This window comes from Oxynema mangrovii CENA135 (assembly GCF_016632315.1).
GTDB classification, from domain to species: Bacteria; Cyanobacteriota; Cyanobacteriia; order Cyanobacteriales; family Laspinemataceae; genus Oxynema; species Oxynema aestuarii.
In genome coordinates this window covers 1,167,467-1,190,555 of record NZ_JAEOXH010000002.1, presented here as the reverse complement: position 1 = coordinate 1,190,555, position 23,089 = coordinate 1,167,467, and the positions used below count along the sequence as shown (strand labels likewise).

Annotated in this window: 21 protein-coding genes; 13 read left to right on the top strand and 8 right to left on the bottom strand. The window is 51.1% G+C overall.

Annotation, left to right across the window (positions count from 1 at the left end; all coding sequences use genetic code 11):
* Positions 1 to 9: 9 nt before the first annotated feature.
* Together isiD and coaBC are read left to right on the top strand one after the other, a co-directional pair.
* Complete coding sequence (isiD, locus tag JJD41_RS18790) at positions 10 to 237, top strand: protein IsiD (protein WP_200669016.1); 228 nt, start codon at positions 10 to 12, stop codon at positions 235 to 237.
* A 34-nt stretch (positions 238 to 271) separates the two neighbouring features.
* Entirely contained in the window at positions 272 to 1,540 is a 1,269-nt protein-coding gene (coaBC, locus tag JJD41_RS18785; protein ID WP_200669015.1) for a bifunctional phosphopantothenoylcysteine decarboxylase/phosphopantothenate--cysteine ligase CoaBC, read from the top strand.
* On the opposite strand, the gene JJD41_RS18780 is transcribed toward coaBC, so the two are convergent.
* Positions 1,514 to 2,212 (bottom strand): Uma2 family endonuclease, encoded by a 699-nt coding sequence (locus JJD41_RS18780; protein ID WP_200669014.1) that lies wholly within the window; start codon positions 2,210 to 2,212, stop codon positions 1,514 to 1,516. The genes coaBC and JJD41_RS18780 overlap by 27 nt on opposite strands.
* Before the next feature lie 309 nt (positions 2,213 to 2,521).
* On the opposite strand from JJD41_RS18780, the gene JJD41_RS18775 reads away from it, so the two are divergent.
* Both JJD41_RS18775 and JJD41_RS18770 read left to right on the top strand, forming a co-directional pair.
* Entirely contained in the window at positions 2,522 to 3,631 is a 1,110-nt protein-coding gene (locus JJD41_RS18775) for a sirohydrochlorin chelatase (protein ID WP_459543066.1), read from the top strand.
* 391 nt (positions 3,632 to 4,022) lie between these two features.
* Positions 4,023 to 5,447 carry a cation:proton antiporter gene (locus tag JJD41_RS18770; RefSeq protein ID WP_200669012.1) on the top strand — a complete coding sequence of 475 codons (1,425 nt, stop codon included), beginning with the start codon at positions 4,023 to 4,025 and terminating at the stop codon, positions 5,445 to 5,447.
* Between the two features lie 102 nt (positions 5,448 to 5,549).
* Here the strand turns inward: JJD41_RS18770 and JJD41_RS18765 are convergent, their stop codons facing one another.
* Positions 5,550 to 5,936 (bottom strand): BON domain-containing protein, encoded by a 387-nt coding sequence (locus JJD41_RS18765; protein ID WP_200669011.1) that lies wholly within the window; start codon positions 5,934 to 5,936, stop codon positions 5,550 to 5,552.
* A gap of 384 nt (positions 5,937 to 6,320) precedes the next feature.
* On the opposite strand from JJD41_RS18765, the gene ilvN reads away from it, so the two are divergent.
* The gene (gene ilvN / locus JJD41_RS18760; RefSeq protein ID WP_168568726.1) at positions 6,321 to 6,839 is read left to right on the top strand and encodes an acetolactate synthase small subunit; all 519 of its coding nucleotides are present in this window, start codon (positions 6,321 to 6,323) and stop codon (positions 6,837 to 6,839) included.
* 48 nt (positions 6,840 to 6,887) lie between these two features.
* Entirely contained in the window at positions 6,888 to 7,013 is a 126-nt protein-coding gene (locus JJD41_RS25450) for a hypothetical protein (RefSeq protein WP_255547356.1), read from the top strand.
* 266 nt (positions 7,014 to 7,279) lie between these two features.
* Here the strand turns inward: JJD41_RS25450 and patX are convergent, their stop codons facing one another.
* Positions 7,280 to 7,456: a heterocyst-inhibiting protein PatX gene (gene patX / locus JJD41_RS25790; protein ID WP_370583882.1), complete on the bottom strand. Its 177-nt coding sequence runs from the start codon at positions 7,454 to 7,456 to the stop codon at positions 7,280 to 7,282.
* 673 nt (positions 7,457 to 8,129) lie between these two features.
* Positions 8,130 to 10,241, bottom strand: coding sequence for a bifunctional arginine dihydrolase/ornithine cyclodeaminase (gene argZ, locus JJD41_RS18755; RefSeq protein WP_200669010.1), 2,112 nt, complete (start codon positions 10,239 to 10,241; stop codon positions 8,130 to 8,132).
* Positions 10,242 to 10,972: 731 nt separating this feature from the next.
* Here argZ and JJD41_RS18750 point away from each other — a divergent pair.
* Together JJD41_RS18750 and JJD41_RS18745 are read left to right on the top strand one after the other, a co-directional pair.
* On the top strand, positions 10,973 to 13,183 hold the full coding sequence (locus JJD41_RS18750; RefSeq protein WP_200669009.1) for a serine/threonine phosphatase: 2,211 nt from the start codon (positions 10,973 to 10,975) through the stop codon (positions 13,181 to 13,183).
* Positions 13,184 to 13,196: 13 nt separating this feature from the next.
* Positions 13,197 to 14,411 carry a protein kinase domain-containing protein gene (locus JJD41_RS18745; protein ID WP_200669008.1) on the top strand — a complete coding sequence of 405 codons (1,215 nt, stop codon included), beginning with the start codon at positions 13,197 to 13,199 and terminating at the stop codon, positions 14,409 to 14,411.
* 48 nt (positions 14,412 to 14,459) lie between these two features.
* Here the strand turns inward: JJD41_RS18745 and JJD41_RS18740 are convergent, their stop codons facing one another.
* Complete coding sequence (locus tag JJD41_RS18740) at positions 14,460 to 15,641, bottom strand: CAP domain-containing protein (RefSeq protein ID WP_200669007.1); 1,182 nt, start codon at positions 15,639 to 15,641, stop codon at positions 14,460 to 14,462.
* A gap of 368 nt (positions 15,642 to 16,009) precedes the next feature.
* On the opposite strand from JJD41_RS18740, the gene JJD41_RS25445 reads away from it, so the two are divergent.
* From JJD41_RS25445 to JJD41_RS18725, 4 genes are all read left to right on the top strand, one after another.
* A complete protein-coding gene (locus tag JJD41_RS25445) occupies positions 16,010 to 16,144 on the top strand; it encodes a hypothetical protein (RefSeq protein ID WP_255547355.1) in 135 nt (44 codons plus the stop codon).
* A gap of 144 nt (positions 16,145 to 16,288) precedes the next feature.
* On the top strand, positions 16,289 to 18,328 hold the full coding sequence (ligA, locus tag JJD41_RS18735; RefSeq protein ID WP_200669006.1) for an NAD-dependent DNA ligase LigA: 2,040 nt from the start codon (positions 16,289 to 16,291) through the stop codon (positions 18,326 to 18,328).
* A gap of 84 nt (positions 18,329 to 18,412) precedes the next feature.
* Entirely contained in the window at positions 18,413 to 19,555 is a 1,143-nt protein-coding gene (locus JJD41_RS18730) for a glycosyltransferase family 4 protein (RefSeq protein ID WP_200669005.1), read from the top strand.
* Positions 19,556 to 19,593: 38 nt separating this feature from the next.
* The gene (locus tag JJD41_RS18725) at positions 19,594 to 19,989 is read left to right on the top strand and encodes a hypothetical protein (protein ID WP_200669004.1); all 396 of its coding nucleotides are present in this window, start codon (positions 19,594 to 19,596) and stop codon (positions 19,987 to 19,989) included.
* A 71-nt stretch (positions 19,990 to 20,060) separates the two neighbouring features.
* On the opposite strand, the gene JJD41_RS18720 is transcribed toward JJD41_RS18725, so the two are convergent.
* Both JJD41_RS18720 and JJD41_RS18715 read right to left on the bottom strand, forming a co-directional pair.
* Complete coding sequence (locus JJD41_RS18720) at positions 20,061 to 20,642, bottom strand: CPBP family glutamic-type intramembrane protease (RefSeq protein ID WP_200669003.1); 582 nt, start codon at positions 20,640 to 20,642, stop codon at positions 20,061 to 20,063.
* Between the two features lie 31 nt (positions 20,643 to 20,673).
* Positions 20,674 to 21,591 carry a histone deacetylase family protein gene (locus JJD41_RS18715; RefSeq protein ID WP_200669002.1) on the bottom strand — a complete coding sequence of 306 codons (918 nt, stop codon included), beginning with the start codon at positions 21,589 to 21,591 and terminating at the stop codon, positions 20,674 to 20,676.
* 81 nt (positions 21,592 to 21,672) lie between these two features.
* Here JJD41_RS18715 and JJD41_RS18710 point away from each other — a divergent pair, with 81 nt between their 5' ends.
* On the top strand, positions 21,673 to 22,176 hold the full coding sequence (locus JJD41_RS18710) for a hypothetical protein (RefSeq protein ID WP_200669001.1): 504 nt from the start codon (positions 21,673 to 21,675) through the stop codon (positions 22,174 to 22,176).
* A 177-nt stretch (positions 22,177 to 22,353) separates the two neighbouring features.
* On the opposite strand, the gene JJD41_RS18705 is transcribed toward JJD41_RS18710, so the two are convergent.
* Positions 22,354 to 22,938, bottom strand: coding sequence for a Uma2 family endonuclease (locus JJD41_RS18705; RefSeq protein ID WP_200669000.1), 585 nt, complete (start codon positions 22,936 to 22,938; stop codon positions 22,354 to 22,356).
* Positions 22,939 to 23,089 lie beyond the last annotated feature (151 nt).

Below are 23,089 nucleotides of genomic sequence, written 5' to 3'. Positions count from 1 at the left end.
TTTACGTGGATGGAGGCGCAGATTGTGATTACGGCTACGATTTCAAAGCGGGACATTGCTGCTCTCACCCCATCGGATGTTGAACAATTGGCATTTCGCCTGGAGTGCGATGAGTATACGAATGCCTTTGAAGGCTTGAACGATTGGCATTTGCTCCGCGCGATCGCTTTTGAGCGTCCCGAACTCGTCGAACCCTACATCTACTTGTTAGATTTAGAAGCCTACGACGAAGCTTAACTTTTGATTGCATCTCGAAGGAGGAACGAGCAGAATGTCCGGCGATCGCAATTCGGTGATTTCCCCTCCTCCTTCGAGTCGTCCGGGACGAGTCTTAATCGGCATCACGGGGGGGATTGCTGCTTATAAAGTTTGTGAGCTTATTTCTACTCTGGCCAAATCTGGGGTAGAAGTTCGTTCTATGCTGACATCTGGGGCGCGAGAATTTATCGCGCCTCTCACTATTTCTACCTTGTCTCGCCATGCCGCCTATACAGACGCCGATTTTTGGTCGCCAAGTCGGGGCAGACCCTTACATATCGAGCTGGGAGAGTGGGCCGACCTGTTCGCGATCGCCCCGCTAACAGCGAATACCCTAGCCAAACTGGTAACGGGGATGGCGGACAATCTACTGACTAATACGGTTCTAGCCTCCAGATGTCCGTTATTGCTCGCTCCGGCGATGAATACGGATATGTGGGAACAACCTACGACTCAGCGCAACTGGCGCGAGATCCTCGGCGATCCGCGCGTTTGGGGCTTGGAACCGGGATCGGGAATCTTGGCGTGCGATCGTGTCGGTTCCGGACGCATGGCCGAACCCGCACAACTTCTCAGTTGGATTGAGTCCCTATTGTATACTGGCGGTCGGCGGGACTTACAAGGCAAGCGGGTTTTAATCAGTGCGGGGGGGACGCGAGAACACCTCGATCCGGTTCGTTTTATTGGCAATCCGGCGACGGGGAAAATGGGAATCGCCCTCGCTCAAGCTGCAGTATCTCGGGGGGCAGAAGTAACGTTAGTGTGTGCGGCGATCTCCTCGCACCTTCTCAGCACCTTGGGCGGAGTGAGAGCGATCGCCGTGACTACGGCGGCTCAAATGCAACAAGTGATGCTCGACGAGTTCGAGACCGCCGATCTCACAATTATGTCCGCCGCCGTCGCCGATGTCAAACCCGCCAGTTACAGCTCGGAAAAATTGCCAAAACGCTCGCTTCCCGAGGCGATCGCCCTCGAACCCGTTCCGGATATCGTCGCCGAGTTAGGTCAACGCAAACAACCCCATCAAACATTAGTGGGATTTGCCGCTCAAACGGGGGATATTGTCACCCCGGCCCTCGATAAATTACGTCGCAAACAACTTGACGCGATCGTTGCCAATCCTATCGATAAAACTGGTGCGGGTTTCGGCAGCGATACGAATTGGGCCGTAGCGATCGACTCCCAAGGACGACAACAAAAAATCGAGCCTTGTAGCAAGTTAGAATTAGCCCATCGTTTATTCGATTTTCTCAGTTTAAATACTGTCGGGATCTACACCTAAGTCGCGCAATTTTTCACTGAGGCGATCGATTTTTTCTTGCCCGGACTTCGCCGCTTCTTCCGGCGTCGGGACTAATTCCCCCTCGGGAGTAAAAAAGCGCAACTGGCGATTCTCAATCCCTAAAAATAATTGTAATTGTTCGCTCCATAAATGACCGCGAGTATTCGCTTCTAAGTTTTGATAAGAGCCATCGGTTAAATGAAATCCGGCGAACTCCAAAGAATCCGGATCGAACCAGAAATAATCGGGAGTGCGAAAGATATCTTGATAAATTTGTTTTTTTAATTCCCGGTCTACTTGAGCGGTACTCGCCGAAAGCAGTTCGACGATTAAATTTGGGTATTTGCCGTCTTCTTCCCAAACCGTCCAACTTTTGCGCGGTTGCCGTTGGGTATTTAAAACCACAAAGAAATCCGGACCGCGAAAGTCTTCCGATTTGCGTTGATTGGCGGAATAATAAATAGTTTGGTTCCCCGTGGCAAAAAAGTCATCCCGGTCTTGCCACAACCATTCGAGACATTTAATCAGCAGCATCATTTGCTGCAAGTGCAAGTAAGTTTCCAAGGGCGGTTCGTCACTGTAGCGATCGCACGGAGGAACTATAACATCTTTAACTTGGGTTTCAGGAGATTCTTTGTCGGAGGGGCGATCGCGCTGTTGGAGAACAGACATAGGAATTGGGGGTAAAAAGCTCGGGCGTACTCTTATTTTAGAAAAGATTAACGGAGTCGGCGCCGTCGAACGAGATTGCGCTTCGATCGCCCTTAACCCCCCACCCCGGCATTCTAGGGAGACAGGGAATAGGCTAAAATGACCAGGCAAACGTGAACGGTAGCAGTACGGGGAAACTCCGGTGAAACTCCGGGGCTGTGCGGCAACTGTCAGCGAACTGGATCGGGTGGTTTGTCGCCGAGGGAAAGAACACGAAGGGTCTCAGAGGAGACCGGGGAAGCGGAAACCCGACCGCGATCGCGAGCCAGAATGCCTGTCTGTTACCTGCTCACTCAATTTCCTGCCTCGCACGGGAAAGGAGTTACCAAATTCATGCCGACAATTGAAACTAAAAATTTGACAGCATTTAACGCCAACTCCCAAGTTATCGAAGATTTAGCCTTGGAACCACTGCCGATCCAACGTCCTTTATTACTGGTCGGCCATGGAACTCGCAACGAACAGGGGCGACAAACCTTTCTCGATTTTGCCTCAACTTACCAAGCTTTAGATCGATCGCGTCCCGTGGTTCCCTGTTTTCTGGAATTGACCGGACCGACCATCCAAGAAGGGATCGATCGCTGTGTCGAGCAAGGGTATACAGAATTTTCCGTGCTGCCGATCCTCTTATTTGCCGCACGACACAATAAGTTTGATATTACCAACGAATTAGATCGGGCGAGAAGTCGTCATCCAGAGTTAAAGTTCCACTACGGGCGTCATTTCGGCATTACTCCGGGGATTTTGGATTTATGGCGCGATCGCCTCGAACAGCTCGATCGCCCGGAACACAATCCCCATCAGATCGAGCGCGCCGAAACGGTCTTGCTCTTTGTCGGACGGGGTTCGAGCGATCCGGACGCCAATGGAGACGTGTATAAAATGGCGCGGATGCTGTGGGAAGGAAGCGGTTACAAAACCGTGGAAACCTGTTTTATCGGGATTACTCACCCCCGTTTGGAAGAAGGCTTCCATCGCGCTCGTTTTTACGAACCGAAACGCATTATCGTTGTGCCCTATTTCCTCTTTACCGGGGTCTTGGTCGAGAAGATTTTCCAGATTACCGCTCAACAACAGCAACAGTTCCCCGAGATCGAGATGACCTGTTTGCCAGAAATGGGAATTCAGCCGCAACTGTTGCAGGTGGTGCGCGATCGCGAAATCGAAACCCAACTCGGTCAAGTCCAGATGAATTGCGAAGCGTGTAAATTCCGCTTAGCCGCCCTCAATTCCGGTTCTACCCAAGCCGGACATCATCACGGACATCATCACGACCACCATCACGACCACCATCACGGACACCATCACCATGACGGTTCGGCACCGGATCCGTATGCGGACGAGCAAGCCTACCACGATCGCATCTGGCAGGCTCCCTAAATTGAACTAAAAAAACCGAAGCCATCGGGGGCGATCGCGATCGATCGCCCCGTCAAATTCCGCTAAAACGCGATCGCCTCGCCACCGCCAACCCTTGAGCAACCATTCCTCTCACCGTCTGCCGAGCTTCGATTCTCCCCCGTCGAGCGCTTCATTTTTATCGAGGAATACAGCAGAAATCGGCAAACTTGTCAAGACTGTAAAGTTAGAAATTTTATCCAGCTCGGCTCGGGGCGATCGCCCCAACCGCCTGGAATAATTTGTTAATAGCTTATCCTAAACAGAAGCGATAATTATAACAGAAAAGACAAAAGCACTAGATAATACTAGTATTTTACCAAGAAAACCGAAGTAAACCTGTAAATTGCACTCAAAGAGTTCTGCGAAATAAATGGCAGATTTCCTGACGTTTATGACCTCCCTTGCCCCCAACTTGTACCTACCGGGTCAGGGAACCATTGCACCCTTACTGGCTTCGGCGGAAACCGCCGAAGCCGCCAAACCAGAAGAATCCATCATTGTTGCTGGAGTTCTGCTGAGTTTAGTTGTCATCTACCTCGCCAGCAAAATTGGCGGTGAAATTTGCACGCGCATTAACCTGCCCCCCGTCCTCGGGGATTTGGTCGGAGGCGTCGTCGTCGGCGTATCCGTCTTCAAACTACTCATCTTTCCCGAAAGTGGAGTAGACGGCAGCGAGTCAGTGATTATCAGCGTGCTGCAAAAGACCACAGGTTTAGAACCTGCAGCCGCGATCGCCGCCTTTGAAGCGCAAAGTGAAGTCATTACGATCTTTGCCGAACTCGGCGTCATCATTTTGCTGTTTGAAATCGGCCTCGAATCGGAACTCAAAGAACTGATCAAATACGGCCCGCAAGCCGCCGTAGTTGCCGTCGTCGGGGTCGTCGCGCCCTTTACGGCGGGAACCGTCGGTTTAATTACCCTGTTCCACGTCGCCACGATCCCGGCTATTTTTGCAGGAGCCGCCCTCACGGCGACCAGTATCGGGATTACCGCAAAAGTGTTGGCCGAAATCGGACAACTCAGTTCAAAAGAAGGTCAGATTATCATCGGCGCGGCAGTTCTCGACGATATTCTCGGGATTATCGTCCTCGCCGTCGTCGCCAGCTTGGTGAAAACCGGTGAAGTCGAAGTCACCAACATTCTCGTTTTAATCGTCAGTGCCGGGGCCTTTCTCGTCGGCGTGATTCTCCTAGGACGATTTTTGAGTCCTTACTACGTCAGTTTTGTTAAAGAACTCAAAACGCGCGGTCCGCTCTTAATCTCCGCTCTCGTGATTGCCTTTATCCTGTCCTATATTGGTGCGGCAATTCACTTAGAAGCGATTTTGGGCGCGTTTGCCGCAGGCTTAGTCTTGGGAGAAACCGAGAAACAACAAGAACTGGAAGAACAAGTCGTTCCCGTCGCCGATGTTTTCGTCCCGATTTTCTTCGTAGTCGTCGGCGCGAAAACGAATCTCGGCGTTCTCAATCCTGCCGTTCCGAGCAACCGAGAAGGGCTCATCATCGCGGCCTTTTTAATCGTGGTCGCCATCATTGGCAAAGTCGTTGCCGGATATAGCATATTCGGACAAACAGAAGTTAAGCGTTTGGGGATTGGCATTGGTATGATTCCCCGAGGTGAAGTCGGGTTAGTCTTTGCGGGGGTCGGAGCCGCCAGTGGCGCCCTTTCCGATGCCCTACAAGCCGCCATCATCATGATGGTCATCCTGACAACATTTGTCGCTCCTCCCTTATTGCGATTGGTATTTCGCGAACCTGTCACCACACCTGAAGTGGTCGGGTCTACAAAGGACTAGCGCCACACCAATTCGTAACGCCAAGCGGGGACGATCGCGATCGCGATCGTCCCCGCTTTTTCTAGCTTAGGGTAAGGACTGGGGGAAAATTAACCCGTAAAATTAACCCGTAATCGTTACCTCATCCGTATTTACCCCCGTAGCGCCATAAACGCCACTGGCAACGTTGACCACCCGGTCTAAATCTTCTTGAGAGGGGACTTCGCCTTTTAAAACGACCGTACCGCCAGTTTGCGCGACCCAGAGGCGCTCGAAGTCGTCGGTATCGGGATTTTGGTCGAGAGCGAGGGCAACTCGTTTCGCCAAGCCACTTTGGTCGTATTCTCCATTTAACCCCAGCCGTTCCGGAGGAGTAGAGGGATCTTCCGGAGCTTTGGGGACGCTGTACGCTTGCGCCGGACCGGAGGGATCGTCCGGTGGAGGAGCTTCGATGGTTTCCGGTTCGCCACCAGGCGTGACCATATCAAAAATGCGATTTAACCAACCCATATCATTTGTCTCCCAAAATGGATGTTCAGATAGTATGCGATGACGAGGACGATCTCGTTCTATCTAAAGATAGATGACACCGATCGCGATCGCCGGGCGATCGCCGCTTCAGTGGATCCGTGACGAGAACGCCTGTCTCGATCGCATGGTAGACCGAAGACTCGATTGCAGCCAAATCTTTTAGAATCGAGCATCTTAGGCTCTCTTCTGTAGAGACAAACGGTTTCCGGAACACTTACCCGATTGGCGATCTCGACGCGATCGCCTCGTCGTTATCTCTAACAATAAGCTTAAAAAAGACCGCAACTTCTGAGGGTCAAGATAAAATAAGCAATTACAACAGGAATCGAAGATCTTAGATTTTCACAAGGGCGACGGTCACTGATGAAACATACACTTTCTGTTCTAGTCGAAGATGAAGCAGGCGTGTTGACCCGGATTGCGGGTTTATTTGCTCGGCGCGGCTTCAATATTGAAAGTTTGGCCGTAGGACCAGCCGAACAACTGGGCATTTCTCGGATTACGATGGTCGTGACGGGAGACGATCGCGTCATCGAACAGTTAACCAAACAACTCTACAAACTCATTCACGTCCTCAAGGTTCAAGACATTACCGAAACTCCGTGCGTCGAACGGGAGTTGATGTTGCTTAAAGTCAACGCCAACAGTACCACGCGATCGGAAGTGGTCGAACTGGCGCAAATTTTCCGCGCGCGGGTGGTCGATGTGGCGGAAGATTCTCTCATTATCGAAGTCGTCGGCGACCCCGGTAAAATGGTGGCGATCGTTCAAGTTCTCAATAAGTTTGGCATTCGCGAAATTTCGAGAACGGGTAAGATTGCGCTCACTCGCGAGTCCGGGGTCAATACGGAATATCTCAAGTCTTTGGAAGCGAAGATTTAGAGTTCGGGCGATCGAAAATATAAATAAGAAGGGGGACAGGGTGTTACCGTGTCTCCCTTCTTATTGGCGATCGCCCTCGTTACTCGAAAAACTGCCGTCCCAGTGACGGGACGACAGGATTCGAGGCGATCGATCGCCTATCCGAAAATCGGCTGGCTATCAATCCATTGGTAAACAAGCGAGTTTTCCGGCTAGATTCCCTTCAATTGACTGACTGACCCGACAGCTCCGCGCCGATTCGCGCCTAAATTTTGCTAAAGAATGGACAAGAGCGCGCTCGTGTAACCCTAGAAATTTGTAGTGTCGGCGATTTGGTGGAATTCTACACCCCCGGTTCCTTATCCTTTTAAAAACCGCTAAATCTGAAGTGATAGATTCGGCTTTTTCCCGAACGAATTTCCATTGACTGGAAGAAATTTATCTCCCCAATCGAGGAATTGTTATCGGCCACTTCCACGGTGGGGATAAGGTTGATTAGTTCCAGAATCCAGTTGCGCCGCTATTGACTGTTCTGGACCGTGAGAAACCATAGAATTCTCTCCTGCAACGTTCCGGAAGTTTGCAACTAAACCCATTAACAACAGGCTGAAAACCACGATAGATTTGTAGCTGCTCATAAAAAAACCGTCTCAGCGCTTCTATTTTTTATTTCTCGGGTGTGAGGGTTACATCCGGTAAAAAAATGAAGAAAAAATAATAGGGATTGATTTATAAATACAAATCTTTTGGCAGAAAAAATCCGGATTGTATCCGGAAAGTTAATGACCGTTGTAATGGCAGATCGTGAAATAGACAATGATAGGAAGTACGACAACGGGAAACTTAAGAGCCTGCCGATCTTCGAGTAATTAGGAAGTTGAGAGACTTTTTTTATGATTGACGATCGCCAATTTTATCCGGATAAATATTTTCGATCCGAAAGGCGATCGCCTCGCCAAGATCTGGAGCGAGTTAAGTATTCGAGGGATCTAATCCGAGAACCGGATCGATCGCCTTTTCTAAAAATAAAGATTGTAGGGAGTCAAGAAAATTGTTGGGGGCGATCGAAGGATGAGGAGGTGGCGATCGCGGTCTGAATCGGAGACCTTTGATAGTGAAAACTGCAATCGTTTTCCTGAAATACAGTCAATATAAGAGTTGATGCCGTGTAAAATCGAATAAGCTTTCTCCGTGGGCGATCGCGCGATCGAAGCCCACTAAGCAGTTATCAATTGACGGATGGCAACAGCAAAGGGCGGGTTCGGCAACCGATCGCCCAACCCGCCCTTTTTCACTCGTCCGCGTACTCGATTAAGCCGTTTTCACCGCGCGATAAGGAGCGGTAAACGCCTCCAACTGCTTGACTAACAAACTCAAGAACAAGCCGACATCGGTCACCACGCCGACGGATTCCACCGAACCGCGATCGCTGAGTTTGGTAACCACGGCGGGGTTGATATCGACGCAGACCATTTTCACCCCGGCGGGGGTCATATTCCCCACCCCGATCGCGTGCAGCATCGTCGAAAGCATCAGGATCGTATCGGCCCCTTCCAACAACTCGGCGTATTGTTCCTGAGCTTTGATGATATCGGTTTCCGTATCCGGGAGCGGACCGTCATCGCGAATGGACGCCGCCAGAGCAAATGGCACCTTGTTCTTAACGCATTCGTAAAATACGCCCCGGGTGAGAACCCCTTGTTCGACGGCTTTGGTGATATTGCCACAGCGACGGATCGTGTTGATCGTTTTGAGGTGGTGGCGGTGTCCGCCGCGAACGGCGACCCCTCGTTTCATATCCACGCCGAGGGAAGTACCCATCAAGGCTTGTTCGATATCGTGAACGGCGATCGCGTTCCCGCCGAGGAGCGCTTGTACGTAACCTTCGCGGATTAATTGGGCCAAGTGGTCGCCGCCTCCGGTATGGATGACCACCGGCCCGGCGGTGACGACGACTTTACCGCCGCGATCGCGAATTTGCCGCAACTCCCAAGCGACTTGTTCGACGACGAGTTCGACCCGCCGTTCGCTGGAAACATTGCCGGACATAAAGCTAAATTCGTGTTTGTCGCGATCTCGCTGGGCCATTTTGCGGATCGTGCGGATCCCGACGACATCGACGACGACTTCTTCCCCGACTTGGAGATCGCGCAACAGTTTGCAGCGCGCCACCGGACCGGAGGGCGATCGGGTCACGGCGATCGCGCCGTCCATACGCTGATTTTGCACCTTCACCCAGCGACCGTCAATTCGCACCTCGGTCGGGTAAATCGTACTCACGTAGAAGTCATCCGGTGCCACTCCCGCCTGTTCCACCGGGAGTAATTCGGCATTGCGTTCCGCTTCCGGTAAGTCTACCGCTCCCAAGGGAATTAACTGAGCCAAAATCTCTTCTAAAATGCCGTGAGAAGGGGCCGACACTTTAATTTCCGCCGTAGACGTACTTTGTCGCTGTTCCCCGAGTTGGAACTTGAGAACTTGGAAACTGCCCCCCCCTTCGACAATTAAATCTAACGCCCGATTGATCGCTCCGGAGTCGAGTAAGTGACCTTCCAGGCGCACGGTTCGACTTTCCACGGGGCTGTTGGCGTGGATCGCCACGTCCATCGGTTCCGTAGTTCGGAGGGTCAAACATTTCGCGGCCCCTCCGGCTTTAATAAATTCGCTCAGTTGGGTTTGGATGACTTCAAAACCGACTTGTGCGAGACGATCTTTGAGGTCGTTACTGACTTTATTCATGACGATCGCCCGTTCGACGTTGACCGCATTGCAGGCAAAATTAATCGCGTCTGCCTCGCCGACGACAATGCGCTTGTGTTCGGGAACCCGCATTTCGATAATTCGATTCGAGTAAAAATCGAAAGCGGGAGGATAATACAGTAAGTAGCCGTTGCTTAACGGACAAAAACAGGTATCGAGGTGATAGAAGCGCTCGTCTACCAGTTGCAAGGAAACGACTTCGATATCGAGCCATTTGGCTAAATAGGAATGGGAATCGAGTTCGGAACGGAACCCGTAACCCGCCCACAACCAGCGTCCTTCGCGATCGAGCAAGGCGTCGCCCGCCCCTTCAAAGGGCAAGTCTTTGGGAAGTTCGTAAACGTTATATCCTTGTCGTTCGAACCATTCTTTGAAGTGGGGTTCTTCTCCCTGCCGTTCGGGATGGAAAAAGCGGCTGAGGACGACGGAATTACCCAAGACTAAGCCCGCATTGGCGGTAAAGACCATATCGGGCCATCCCGGTTGAGGATCGACTAAATCGACGATCGCTTGCTCTTTGAGGATCGAATACAGGTTCTGCCACTGTTCGACGGCGCGATCGCGCGAGGATTTGTGAATGTTCCCCTCCATCCAGGGATTAATCACATAATCCACGTCGTAGTGTTTTGGAGAACACATTAAAATACGGATATCGGAGTTCATATTCGCGCTATTTCAGTAGTTAATGTTACAATTTCTAGACATTTTCTAGTAGATTCCGATGGCAAGACGAGAACTCTTCTCGGCTAAATCTTTGACATTCAGCCTTCAGAATTGAACCGAACGACAATCAAAAATCCAACGTTTCATTCTATCACGCCCTTTTCCCCTCGTCGCCCCCGTTTTTCGCTGGGTTAACGGGATGCGGTGGCGCTTCCCCGGGGGCGATCGGGTCGCCTTTGCGCAGGAGAATCGCGGGGGGATATTTCGTGCATAAAAATCGGAAATATGGCTAAATTGTTAACCCTTTCTTCTCAGCTTTGAAGAGCAATAGAGCCATATTTATTTTATGTTTTTATCGGATAAAGTTGCCTGAAATCGTCGCGACGATCGCCTCGCCATCTTTCGGGTCTGCGAGAGAGAACGCCGCCAGGGGGAAAGGACGCACCCAAAAAACCCCCTAGCGTATTGCGGCTAGGGGCGACTAGGAGTGCATCTATATTTACTTCTTCAGACGATCTCGCGGCGGTCGGGGAACTTTTGCAAAACCTGGGGCGATCGCTATCCCGAGCGGGGGCAACAAAACTGCCATTTTGCCGTCCCTCCTGCCAGGATTCTCGGTTTGGCGTAGACTGTTTTCAATAGTCGTCATTTGAGAACCCCACGCGATCGGGCGCCTCGTTCCGTGCCAGTTCTAGGATTGCCGTGTCGCCTTTCAGATTGGAAATTGCACCATGCTAGTCTGTCCCCACTGTCAGTTTGAAAACCCCAACACCAATAACTTTTGTCAAAATTGCGGGACCTCTCTGACCCACAAAAATTGTCCGCAGTGCGGGGCCCGAGTGCCCCTTGGCGAGCTGCACTGTCACGAATGTAAGGCGCTGACGGGTCAAATCTGGCGGGCGATCGTCTTGCACGAGTCCGGCGTTGAAGTCGAAGATCTGCCCTCTCCAGGGACGAATTTGCACGAAGTCCCTGCCGCCACGGTTAGAGAACCCCTCCCCCAGCTTGACGATTCCCCCATAGAACTCCCCGAGGTCTTGGAAACGCAACCGTCCGCAATCGAGGCGGAAACCGTCGAGGAGGAAACGCCCCTAGAGGGAGCGGCGGAAAGCCTGGATGCCGAGAGTCCCGAGGGCGGCGAGGCGGTCGCGATCGCGCCAGAAGGGGAAACCGAACGGGCCGAGGAGGAAGAAGCAGAGCAGGCGATCGCCCCCGAACCTCCCTCGGACGGGGAAGACGAGGCGATCGCCGCGAACCGCTCCGAGGGCGAACCGCAAGCCCCCCAAGCTCCCGAGATCGGGACGAGCGAGACGGAAATCGGAGCTTATCTCGATGCCCAACAACGTTATCGGTTACTCGAACCGATGCCGTTGTCAGAACAGGTGAAAACCGAGATCGAGGTCAAAGTGTTAGATTGTCAGCCCTTGCAACAATCCCCGTTAATCGCCTTAAATGCTCAACCCCTAGAACAATTTGGCCGGGAGAGCTTCGAGCGATCGCTCAATCTCGGCAATCCGGGCTGGACGTTGGCGATTCCGGAATTAGCTAAAGCTCATTTAGCCTTGCACTCGGAATTTTACCCGCTTTTAAGCGGCATTCACGATGCCTGGCAGCAGGACGATCGCGCGGTGTTGCTCCTCGAAGACCGCTCCCACCTGCCCCAGGCGATCGATCGCCCGCAAAGGGGCGCAGAAGATCCGTTGCCAATCCTGCACTGGCTCCAGGAAATGAGCCAATTGTGGGCGGCGTTAGAACCATGGAACTGCTGTCAAACCCTGCTCGAACGATCGAATTTGCGCCTCGATGAAGAAGACGAATTGCTGTGTCTGCAACGGCTCTATGCTGACGATCCCCTCGATCCTCCCACGTTGACTGAATTAGGGCGAGTCTGGCAAACGGTCTTTATCGGCGATCGCCAACCGCCCCAAGACGAAAGCGGCGCCCGGACTTGGGAAGCGTTGACCGAGGCGATCGATCGCCTGGAAGCGGGAGAAATTGAAACGATCGCCGAATTGCAAAAGACCCTCGACGCGATCGGCGATCGTCGTCCCGCCTTCTCCTACACTTTAAGCGAGTCAGAGGTTGACTTCGACCATGACGACGATGCTGACGTGACCATGGTCATGCCGATGCGCTTGGTTTCGCTGGAAGCCGTCGGAGCGACGGATATCGGACGGCAGCGCACCCACAACGAGGACGATTTCGGTCTCGAAACCCAACACAGCCGGATGCAGAGTTCGCGATCGCGATCGGTCGGCTATCGCGGCACTTACATTCTCTGCGACGGCATGGGCGGTCATGCCGGGGGCGAAATTGCCAGCGCCCTCGCCGTAGAAACCTTGCAAGACTATTTCAAACGTCACTGGCGTCTGTCCCTTCCCAATGCCACCACGATCCGCGATGGCGTGCTGACGGCCAATCAGGCGATCTACCAGCGCAACCAACTCGAAGACCGCGACGGCAGCGCCCGCATGGGAACTACTTTGGTGATGGTGTTGGTGCAAGAAGCCCAAGTGGCGATCGCCCATGTCGGCGACAGTCGCCTCTATCGCTTTACCCAGGACGAAGGACTCGAACAGCTTACCTTAGATCACGAAGTCGGCCAGCGCGAAATTCAACGGGGGATCGATCCCGAAACCGCCTACTCCCGTCCCGATGCTTACCAGCTCACCCAAGCCCTCGGCCCGCGCAATGAAGATTTTGTCAGACCGGACGTGGCTTTTCTCGACTTGAGTGAAGATACTTTATTCATTCTCGCCTCCGACGGACTCACCGATAACGATCTGTTGGAAACCCACACGGCAACTCACGTGGCGCCCCTACTCGATCGCGACGCCAATCTCGATCGCGGCGTCCGCAGCCTGATCGATTTGGCCAATACTTACAACGGTCACGACAATATTACCGCGATTGTCGTTCGGGCTTTAGTCGAATCGGACTGAGGGAGGCGTCGCCGTGATTGTCCTGAGCTTATTGGACGGGCGCCATCGAGCGCCCCAACAACAATGGCATTTCGATCGCGAGTCCCTAATTCGGGTCGGTCGCGCGCCGGATAACGAAGTTGTGCTAGACGATCCGGTGGTTTCCCGGCACCATCTTGAATTGCGTCGCCTCCAACGAACGGCGGGGGTCGCGGGCTGGCAGTTAATCAGTCACGGGACGAACGGAACTTTTGTTAACGGTCAGTTAGTTTCTCAAATTTGGCTCGCAGACCGTTGTTTGATTCAACTGGCCCGAGGCGGTCCGATTTTACAGGTTGGCTTGAGTGCGACCGTCCCCAGCGTGTCGGTTTCGGCGCCCTCGCAAGCGGCTTGTACCCACGAGAACAACCCACCCAATACCCTGTTTTGCATTCACTGCGGCGAACCGATTTACGTCGATCGCACGATCCGCCAGTATCGGGTGTTGAAAACCCTCGGACAAGGCGGGATGGGAACCACTTACCTCGCCTGCACTCCTTCCTTACCGGGTGGCGGACGCCCGCAACTGCTGGTGTTGAAGGAAATGAATGCCGACATGACCCGCATTCCCAAGGCGATCGAGTTATTCGAGCGAGAAGCTCGGGTTTTGGAAGGGTTAAATCATCCCGGAATTCCCAAGTTTTTCGATTTTTTTGTGGAACAGGGCAAGAAATATTTGGCCATGGAGATGATCCACGGCGAAGATTTGGAACGCCGGGTGTTTCGACAAGGCCCGATTATCTTGCCCCAGGCGATCGATTGGATGTTACAAACTTGTGAGGTTTTGAATTATATCCACTCGCAAGCGCCGCCGATCATACACAGAGATATCAAGCCCGCCAATTTGTTAGTTCGCAACCTCGACAATCGGATCGTGGTTTTGGATTTTGGCGCCGTTAAAGAAATTGGCACCGCACCGGGAACTTGCATCGGCGCGCCGGACTATACCGCCCCGGAACAAAATCGCGGCGAACCCCTGATTCAGTCGGATTTATACGCGATCGGGGCGACTTTAATCTTTTTGCTGACTGGGGAGAGTCCTCAGAAGTTTTATCGCCTGCTGCCGGACGGTTACGGCTTCAATATCGCCTCAGATCCGAGGATTCCTCCCGAGGTCGCCGCTACGATTACCAAGGTGACCCAACCGCGACCGAGCGATCGCTATTCGTCGGCGATCGAATTGGCCGAGGCGTTGAGACCTTTTGTATAAAACAGGCGGCGATCGCCCCCGTCAGTTTTTCTCACCTAAGTCCGCCCGTCACATCGCAAAAACATGATAGGCCACCCCTTCATAATTATAATTCGGTAAGCTCTCCATCACGACATCGCGCTCTTCTGGCGATGGCGTATAGAAATGCGTTCCCGTCACCGCATTGAAAAACCGATAAAGCGGTGTCGTTCCCAGTTCCGACTCAGGATATGCCTGATACGCCACCCCTTCGTAATTGTATTGGGGTAGGCTAGAGCGAACATGGTTCATCTCCTGTTCGGAAATCGTAAAAAAGTGCGTTCCCGTTTGGGTATTGAAAAAACGGTGAATCGGTGCAGTCTCCGACGTCGGAACCGCAGGAGTAGAGAAACTGCTGCCCTCATAATTATATTGCGGCAAACTATTTCTAATATTATCCCGTTCCTCTGGCGATGCCGTATAAAAATGAGTTCCCGTCAGGGTATCGAAAAAACGATAAATCCCTTGCAAAGGAATGGTAGTTGTCTCCGATCTCGGTGGGGCTACCTGTGGTATTGACGGAACGGGTTCTGCAATCGGTGGGGTCACCTGCGGTATCGGCGGTGGCGGCGGTGGCGGCGGTGGTTGAACGGGTTGTTCAATTGGTGGTGTTACATTGACTGGTTCACTCGGTGGCAGTGGCAGTGGTGGTGGAAGGGGTTGTTCCGGTTTTAAAGACGTGACTGGAGGAGCGATCGGATCTCGCGTAGGTTCTCCGGTCGGATCGCCTTCTTCACCAAACCATAAAACAGCATATCCTTCGTAAATACCAACCCCTAACGCATTCCAGTTGCGTTGACTCCAGTCTCCATTTGGACCGGGTTGATTGAGAATGACTTGCCGATGACCCTCAGTGCTATTTTTCCAGCCATCGAGAGCAACTTCGGCAGTCATGTCAGGGCCATTAAAACCGGGATAACCCATGACATTTTCGTAACCTAGACCGGGATAATCCGTGTTGAACCTTTGTGGAGCATTCCACATCACATTGGGGTTATTTGAAAATGAAGCATCACTCCAATCGTGAGTGACCCGTCCGATATTTTCCGCTAAATCGAGAACGTGACGGTTTGCGACCAGGGTGAGTGCTTTTGAGAGGCGAATGGCAGGTAAACCGTTTTCTGCCCGATATTCGTTGACGAGATCGAAAAGTTTGACCTCTTCGGGTTCTAAGTTATCAAACTCGGAGGGAGCATAAATATCGATCGCCATTGTCGGTGACCTCGCAATCTTCTATCGATTGATTGAGTCAGCCCTCGCCAATTATGCACGGCCATGAGTTGATTAGATTTTTTTTGCAACAATCATTTACAATTTAATGGAGAATTCCTCTTGCTCGCGATCGATGCTTCCTGAGTTTGCAGCTTATCAAAGCACGATCGCGATTCGGATCGGCGAGCGATCGCGCGAATAGAATCGAGAAAAGTAGCTAGAAAGGTCTGTGATTCTCCGGTCAATTTTCCATCGCTATAAGCCTTGGGAGGGGGAGCATCTTGCTCCCTATTTAGGTTGCAAATTACTAAAGAAAACTATATGCATTTTAAAAGAGAAACAGCTTAAGTCAAAATAATATCTTACCAATGGGACAAATTGGCGATGGGCGATCGACATTAGAGATCGATATTCGAGAACGACAAATCGAAATTTATCGTTCCGGTGGGGAGGTAGAGTTTCTGACCCATCCCATTCACCTTTCGGGAAAATCTTTGACCTGAATTTATCTTGAATTTAAGTTCGATTGGGGATCTGTGACTGACAACGATCGCCCGTTGCCCGTGGTATTTTGATATTTTTAGAAAATTGAACTTAGATACAATAAGACCGACCATCCAGCCGTAGACCTTCAAGGAATTGCGATCGTGTCAACGCCCTCAGTGGAAACCCAAGAGTGGGTCAAACAACTGCGAAAACAACTGCAGAAAGCCAGTTACGCCTACTACGTCCTCGACAATCCCATTATGGAAGATGCGATTTACGATCGCCTCTACCGGGAATTGCAAGACTTAGAAAACCAATACCCGCAACTGGTGACGCCGGACAGTCCCACCCAGCGTGTCGGCGAACGACCCGCCACCCAATTTCAATCGGTTCGTCACAATATCCCCCTCTACAGCCTCGAAAATGCCTTTAACGTCGAAGAGTTCGCCCAATGGCAGCAACGGTGGCAACGGGTCGTCCCCAAAGAAGAATTTGCGTATGTCTGCGAGTTAAAAATTGACGGTTCGGCGATCGCCCTCACCTATGAAAACGGGATTTTAGTACGCGGGGCGACCCGGGGCGATGGAGAATACGGAGAAGACATTACCCAGAATATAAAAACGATTCGGGCGATTCCCCTGAGTCTGACCGCAGACCCTGCGCCCGCCGTCGTCGAAGTGCGCGGCGAAGCCTTTCTACCCTTGGATGTTTTTCACAAAATCAATCGAGAACGGGAAGCCAACGGGGAACAGCCGTTCGCAAATCCGCGCAATGCGGCGGCGGGAACCTTGCGTCAGTTAGATTCGCGGGTAGTTGCCGAACGGCATTTAGATTGTTTTGCGTATACTTTGCATATTCCAGGCGAAGAAGAAACCGAGATGGCGGCCACCCAGTGGGACGCCCTGGAACAGTTGCACGCGCTGGGGTTTAAGGTCAATCCCAATCGGGTCTTATGCCGATCGCTCGATGAAGTGAGAGATTATTACGATCGCTGGGAGGGCGATCGCGAGGCGCTGCCTTATATGACCGATGGGGTGGTCGTCAAACTCAATGACAAGGGATTGCAAGCAGAACTCGGCTTTACACAGAAGTTCCCCCGTTGGGCGATCGCCCTCAAATATGCCGCCGAAGAGGCGCCGACCGTCGTGGAAGGGGTGACCGTCCAAGTCGGTCGAACGGGGGCGTTGACGCCCGTTGCGGAGTTGTCTCCGGTGCAGTTGGCGGGGACGACGGTCTCGCGGGCGTCATTACACAACAGCGATCGCCTCGCCCAATTAGACTTGCATCTGGGGGATACGGCGATCGTCCGCAAAGCTGGGGAAATTATCCCGGAAGTCGTGCGAATTTTGCCGGAATTACGCCCGAAAGGGGCAGTTCGCTTCCAAATGCCCGATCGCTGTCCCGAATGCGGCGAACCTGTGGTCAAACCGCAAAGTGAGGCGGTGACGCGCTGCATTAATGCCTCTTGTCCGGCGATTTTGCGCGGGGCGCTGATGCATTGGGGAAGCCGGGATGCCTTGGATATCAACGGGTTGGGAGAAAAACTGGTCGAGCAAATGGTCGATCGCCGCGTGGTGCGATCGGTGCCGGATTTATATGATGTTACTGTCGAAGAATTGGCGAAATTAGAGCGATTTGGCAAAAAGTCGGCGCAAAATTTAGTCAACGCGATCGCCGAGTCCAAAACTAAGCCCTGGTCGCGGGTATTGTACGGCTTGGGAATTCGCCATGTCGGTAGCGTCAACGCCCAATTATTGGCGGAAAAATTCCCCGATGTCGATCGCCTCGCCAGTGCCTCGATCGCCGATATTGAGGGGATTTACGGCATCGGTTTGGAAATTGCCAATTCAGTTTATCAATGGTTTCGCGTCCGTGCCAATCAAGGGGCGATCGATCGCTTGAAAACGGTCGGCGTGCAGTTATCGCAACAACCGCAAACAGAAACGACGGGCGATCGCGCGCGATCGTCAAACTTAACTGGAAAAACTTTTGTTCTTACCGGAACTTTACCCAGTTTAAAGCGTAGCGAAGCCAAGCAACTCATCGAAAATGCGGGGGGGAAAGTTACGGGTTCGGTCAGTCGTAAAACGGATTACGTTGTGGTGGGCGAAGATGCCGGATCGAAGTTAGCAAAAGCCCAAGAATTAGGGATTACTTTGTTGACAGAAAAACAGTTATTAGATTTGGTCAAAAATCGATAATTGATTATTCTGAGTTGCGGGCATATTGCCCGTGCTACCCTATTCTGACTTGCTCTAATTTGCGGTAAAGATGCCTGCATAACTATGAAATATGTCTTCGTTTTCCTCGAAATTTTCTCTTGGGAAGGTGGAATTCAATCTTACGTTAAAGATATTTTTCAAGCCTATGCCCAAATCGTTACCCAAACCCGAAATACCCCGCAAAATTCTTTAGATCCGGCGCGCGTTCTGCTATTGCGAGATTCGCCCGGATGTGACAATCCTTTTGAAGGTAACCCTGCACTTAAATTTTATTACTTAAAAACGTTACCGCCGTGGGTCGGACGGCTGAAATTGGCGATCGCCCTCTTGTTGCAACTGCTGTTTCGCCGACCCCAGCGCGTGTTCTGCGGTCATATTAATTTGGCGCCACTCGTGCGTAATTTTTGCAAAATACTCCGGATTCCGTACACCGTTTTAACTTACGGTAAGGAAGTGTGGGAACCGTTACCACCGCGCTATCGCAAAGCATTACAAGACGCGGACAGCATCTGGACGATCAGCCGTTACAGCCGCGATCTCGCCTGCGAAGCGAACGATCTCGACCCACAAAAGTTCGAGTTCCTACCTTGTGCGATCGACGGAAAACGCTTTACTCCAGGGGAAAAACCGCCGGAATTGCTCGATCGCTACGGCTTGAGGGGGGCGCGAGTATTGATGACCGTCGCCCGTTTGTGGTCCGGGGATATATACAAAGGTGTTGACGTGACGATTCGGGCGTTACCCGCGATCGCGCGGCAGTTTCCCGACGTTAAATATTTGGCGATCGGACGGGGGGACGACCAACGCCGTTTGGCGAAAATGGCGCAAGATTTAGGGGTGAGCGATCGCGTCGTCTTCGCCGGATTCGTACCCACGGAAGAGTTGCCCGACCATTACCGAGTGGCAGACGCCTACATCATGCCCTCTCGCGAAGGTTTCGGCATCGTCTACATGGAAGCGATGGCAAGCGGGATTCCGGTACTCTCCGGCAACGATGACGGGTCGGCGGAACCCTTACAGGACGGCAAACTCGGCTGGCGCGTCCCCTATCGCGACCCCGACGCCGTAGCCCGCGCTTGTATCGAAATATTACAAGGAGGCGATCGCCGTTGTGACGCAACCTGGCTGCGACAAGAAACCCTCACCGCTTTCGGTACGGATGCCTTCACCCGCAGAATGCAACAACTGCTGGGAGTTTCTCGGTAGTATGGAAGTGTTCGGAACTATTGAGGCACAGATCGGCCATGAACCAAGGCAGCCCTAAAATTTTCTCCCTAGACTTTTTGACCGATGTCAGCCGTTGGGTCGTTCCCTTCCTGGTCATTTGGTTTTTAGGATCGATTGGCTTAGGTTGGCTGGTCAATTCGATTTTAATTTTCTTGGGATTGTTAATGTTGACCCCAGTAATTGCTTTTCTCGGATTGCGCTGGTGGTTGGGTCGCAATCTCGTTATCGGGTCTTGTCCCGTTTGCTCTTATCAATTAACGGGTTTAAAACGTACTGAATTACAATGTCCTAGTTGTGGCGAACCCTTGCGCGTTGAAGGCGAAGGATTTGAACGCTTGACTCCGCCGGGAACGGTAGATGTAGAAGCGGTAGAAGTCTCGGCAAAGCCCATTGATGAATCTCGTTCGTCGTGACTGTCTCGAAGGTCAGTTTCAAATTTTTATTTTCTGTGGAATCTACCCGTCAGAATTCGGAATTTAACCATTCAGAATTCTGACTCTCCTAACTCGCGGATGCCTCCTAAAAGAAGTAACCAAACGACGACGATCGCCCAATGGAGAAACACTGGCGACCAAATCGAACCTGTTTTTAAATAGGCGATCGTACAGCACAGTCCTAATACACTGGCTAGGGATAGAAAGACGGGATGGGTAAAGGTATGACAGCGATCGCGTGCCAGAGTCCAGCCATTTAAGGGATGATAAATCACAAAAGCAATTAAGCTGGCGATCGCCGAAATTGAAACAGTCGTAAATGAGGCATTTTCGCTCGGGTGAGGTAATAGTAAAAGTCGAAAACAGACTTCCTCAGAAATTCCCGGAGTGAGCAAACAACTCGCCATCACCAGGGCGATCGCTTTTCTCGATTTACGGATATCGACTTGAATAAAATTGAAATAAAATCCAATCGGTAAAGCAATGACAGCATACAGTCCTAAAAGAGCAAAACAAAATAACCAATCTTGTAAATTGGGTAAAGTTGTCAAGCCGTAAACTAGGCGATCGCGCAATACATTGAATAACAACATTGCCAAAATTTCAACCCCATTAATATCTAACTCTTGCAATCTAAAATTTAAAATCTAAAATCTAAAATCCCTAAAGTCGATACTGCTGAAACACTTGCGCCGCCGCCCGATGCAACAGAGAATGACGGTAGACTAAATCGGTCATGTCGTCCGCATAACCGCCCCCGATGACACAAGCAACTGGATATCCTTGGGCGATACAAGTCGATAGCACTTGCATATCCCGCCGGAAAATTCCCGTATCGCTGAGGGCGAGTTTGCCGAGGCGATCGCCCGCGTGGGGATCCACCCCCGCATCGTACAAGACTAAATCCGGTTTGACCTGGGAAAGAATATCGGGCAAGTATTTCGCTAAAGTCTGTAAGTATTCGTCATCTTCCATCCCCACCGGGAGGGGAACGTCTAAATCGCTGGGTTGCTTGCGACTGGGGAAATTAGCCTCGCAGTGCATAGAAAATGTAAACACACTCGGATCGTCTCGGAAAATAAATGCCGTTCCGTCCCCTTGATGAACGTCGAGATCGACGATTAACACCTTTGAAACCATGCCTAATTTTTGCAAAACGCGAGAGGCGATCGCCAGGTCGTTAAAAATGCAAAATCCCGAACCGAAATCGGGAAACGCATGATGGGTTCCTCCTGCATTGTTGCACGCCAAACCACACGATAGCGCCAACTTCGCCGTCAAAATCGTGCCGCCAACCGCCCGACACGTTCGGTTCGCCAGTGGCGCACTCCAGGGCAGTCCGATCCGCCGTCGTGCCTTTGCATCTAAGGTGCCTTTGCAGTAGGCTTGCACGTACGATCGTGTATGGACGAACTCGATCCAGTCCGTCGGCGGTAACTCCGGTTCGTGAAATTGCCAGCGATGAGCTAGGTTATCTTTTAATAGCAACTCGTAAAGTAAGCCAAATTTCGCCATCGGGAAGCGGTGACCTTCCGGAAGGGGAGCAACATAATCGGGGTGATAAATAATCGGTAAATCCATAGAGATCGCCCGCTAAAACCTCGGTCAATTTACAATCTAAACTCTAAAATAGTATTGAATGTCCCTTCAAAAATAATCGATATGAAGACAATTTGGATTTCAAGCGGAGAACGCCCGGAAAATGCCGAAAATTTCGCTCGCATCAGCCAATGGTGGGCGAGTTTAAGCGGTCAAACCGTCACCTGGCGTCAGCGATTGCTCGATCCGGAGAAAGAAGTAGAACAACTGGATTGGGAACCCCAGCGTTTTGACGATAAATTTGCGATCGCCAACCCCCAAGTACGCGGAATTACTCTGTATTGGAATAAACCTGGTTCTCCAATCGAACACAATACGACCGTTCGCCAACTCGAATTAGATACCTTACGCCAACAACTTTATGTTTATCCGCAATCCCAACAAAATCTCGTCATTCGTGTCGGTCTTCCGGAAATCGAATATCGTAAATTAAAACTGAATATTTCTGAAATTGAAATTGAGGGCGATCGTCTCATTATTGCCCGCGATGGCACCCAACTGATAGAAGTTCAATTAACCCTCTCTCCCGAGCAAATTGCTCAACTTAAACGAGATTTACCTGCTTAATTTAGGAACAAATAGAGCATTTTTAATCATCCTCAGCTCTACCGATGTAGGGGTAAAAAAAGAGCCAAAACTTATTTGCCCCTACGGTTCGAGCCATCCTTAATAATTAGTAACCCCTTTAGGGAGCAAGGTGCTTCTACTCCCAAAGGGTTCGGGGACAATCCTGACTCAAGTGATTTAGGAAGCGGATTCGGTCTCGAATTCCACCTCATCGTAAAGATCGGCAAAATCCACCTTTAAATCGATACTTTTCAGGGTGAAGCTCGTATCGCTAGCATGGTAGATATGAAATAGCCAGCCCCCTTCAGAATGACGACGAAAAATTTCAACTCTTTGTTGTTTGCTATTGACTAAAACATATTCTTCTAAACTGTCTGCGGTTTGATAATCGTTAAATTTGTCGCCGCGATCGAAAGCTTCCGTACTCTCAGATAACACTTCTACGATCAGTTTGAAACAGCGTTTGTAGGTTGTAGTTTCTCGATCTTGTGGATCGCAAGTAACCAGCAAATCGGGATAGTAGAAACAGTTGGGGCGATCGAGCCGAGCTTTAATATCGGCAAAGTACACCCGGCAGTTCGTTCCTCGCAAGTGATTCCGAATAAGAACTGCTAAATTTAGAGCGATTGTATTGTGAGTGTCGGTTGTACCTGCCATGGCATAAATTTTTCCATCAATATATTCATGCTTGGTGGAGCTTTCTGCTTCTAACTCTAAATAGTCTTCAGGAGCTAAATATTGACTATCGGTAAGAGCAACCATCTTGTTTTCTCCTTCTCTGAGTTGTATTTTACAAACACATAATGCTTTTAGTTATTAAGTTTTTCGATCGCGATCGGCAGATTATCCGATTATATCGCAATTCTCGATCGCCTTGTTATTCCAGGCGATCGAATTGAAAGCTGAATCTCAA

Bases quoted from the DNA above. Each gene is read 5' to 3' on its own strand.
- JJD41_RS18725 (WP_200669004.1), top strand. From the start codon at position 19,594: ATGAACCAAGGCAGCCCTAAAATTTTCTCCCTAGACTTTTTGACCGAT.
- JJD41_RS18780 (WP_200669014.1), bottom strand. From the start codon at position 2,212: ATGTCTGTTCTCCAACAGCGCGATCGCCCCTCCGACAAAGAATCTCCT.
- JJD41_RS18750 (WP_200669009.1), top strand. From the start codon at position 10,973: ATGCTAGTCTGTCCCCACTGTCAGTTTGAAAACCCCAACACCAATAAC.
- JJD41_RS18705 (WP_200669000.1), bottom strand. From the start codon at position 22,938: ATGGTTGCTCTTACCGATAGTCAATATTTAGCTCCTGAAGACTATTTA.
- JJD41_RS25445 (WP_255547355.1), top strand. From the start codon at position 16,010: ATGGGACAAATTGGCGATGGGCGATCGACATTAGAGATCGATATTCGA.
- JJD41_RS18770 (WP_200669012.1), top strand. From the start codon at position 4,023: ATGGCAGATTTCCTGACGTTTATGACCTCCCTTGCCCCCAACTTGTAC.
- JJD41_RS18775 (WP_459543066.1), top strand. From the start codon at position 2,522: ATGCCTGTCTGTTACCTGCTCACTCAATTTCCTGCCTCGCACGGGAAA.
- argZ (WP_200669010.1), bottom strand. From the start codon at position 10,241: ATGAACTCCGATATCCGTATTTTAATGTGTTCTCCAAAACACTACGAC.
- patX (WP_370583882.1), bottom strand. From the start codon at position 7,456: ATGAGCAGCTACAAATCTATCGTGGTTTTCAGCCTGTTGTTAATGGGT.
- JJD41_RS18740 (WP_200669007.1), bottom strand. From the start codon at position 15,641: ATGGCGATCGATATTTATGCTCCCTCCGAGTTTGATAACTTAGAACCC.
- JJD41_RS18715 (WP_200669002.1), bottom strand. From the start codon at position 21,591: ATGGATTTACCGATTATTTATCACCCCGATTATGTTGCTCCCCTTCCG.
- coaBC (WP_200669015.1), top strand. From the start codon at position 272: ATGTCCGGCGATCGCAATTCGGTGATTTCCCCTCCTCCTTCGAGTCGT.
- JJD41_RS18765 (WP_200669011.1), bottom strand. From the start codon at position 5,936: ATGGGTTGGTTAAATCGCATTTTTGATATGGTCACGCCTGGTGGCGAA.
- JJD41_RS18730 (WP_200669005.1), top strand. From the start codon at position 18,413: ATGAAATATGTCTTCGTTTTCCTCGAAATTTTCTCTTGGGAAGGTGGA.
- ilvN (WP_168568726.1), top strand. From the start codon at position 6,321: ATGAAACATACACTTTCTGTTCTAGTCGAAGATGAAGCAGGCGTGTTG.
- JJD41_RS18710 (WP_200669001.1), top strand. From the start codon at position 21,673: ATGAAGACAATTTGGATTTCAAGCGGAGAACGCCCGGAAAATGCCGAA.
- isiD (WP_200669016.1), top strand. From the start codon at position 10: ATGGAGGCGCAGATTGTGATTACGGCTACGATTTCAAAGCGGGACATT.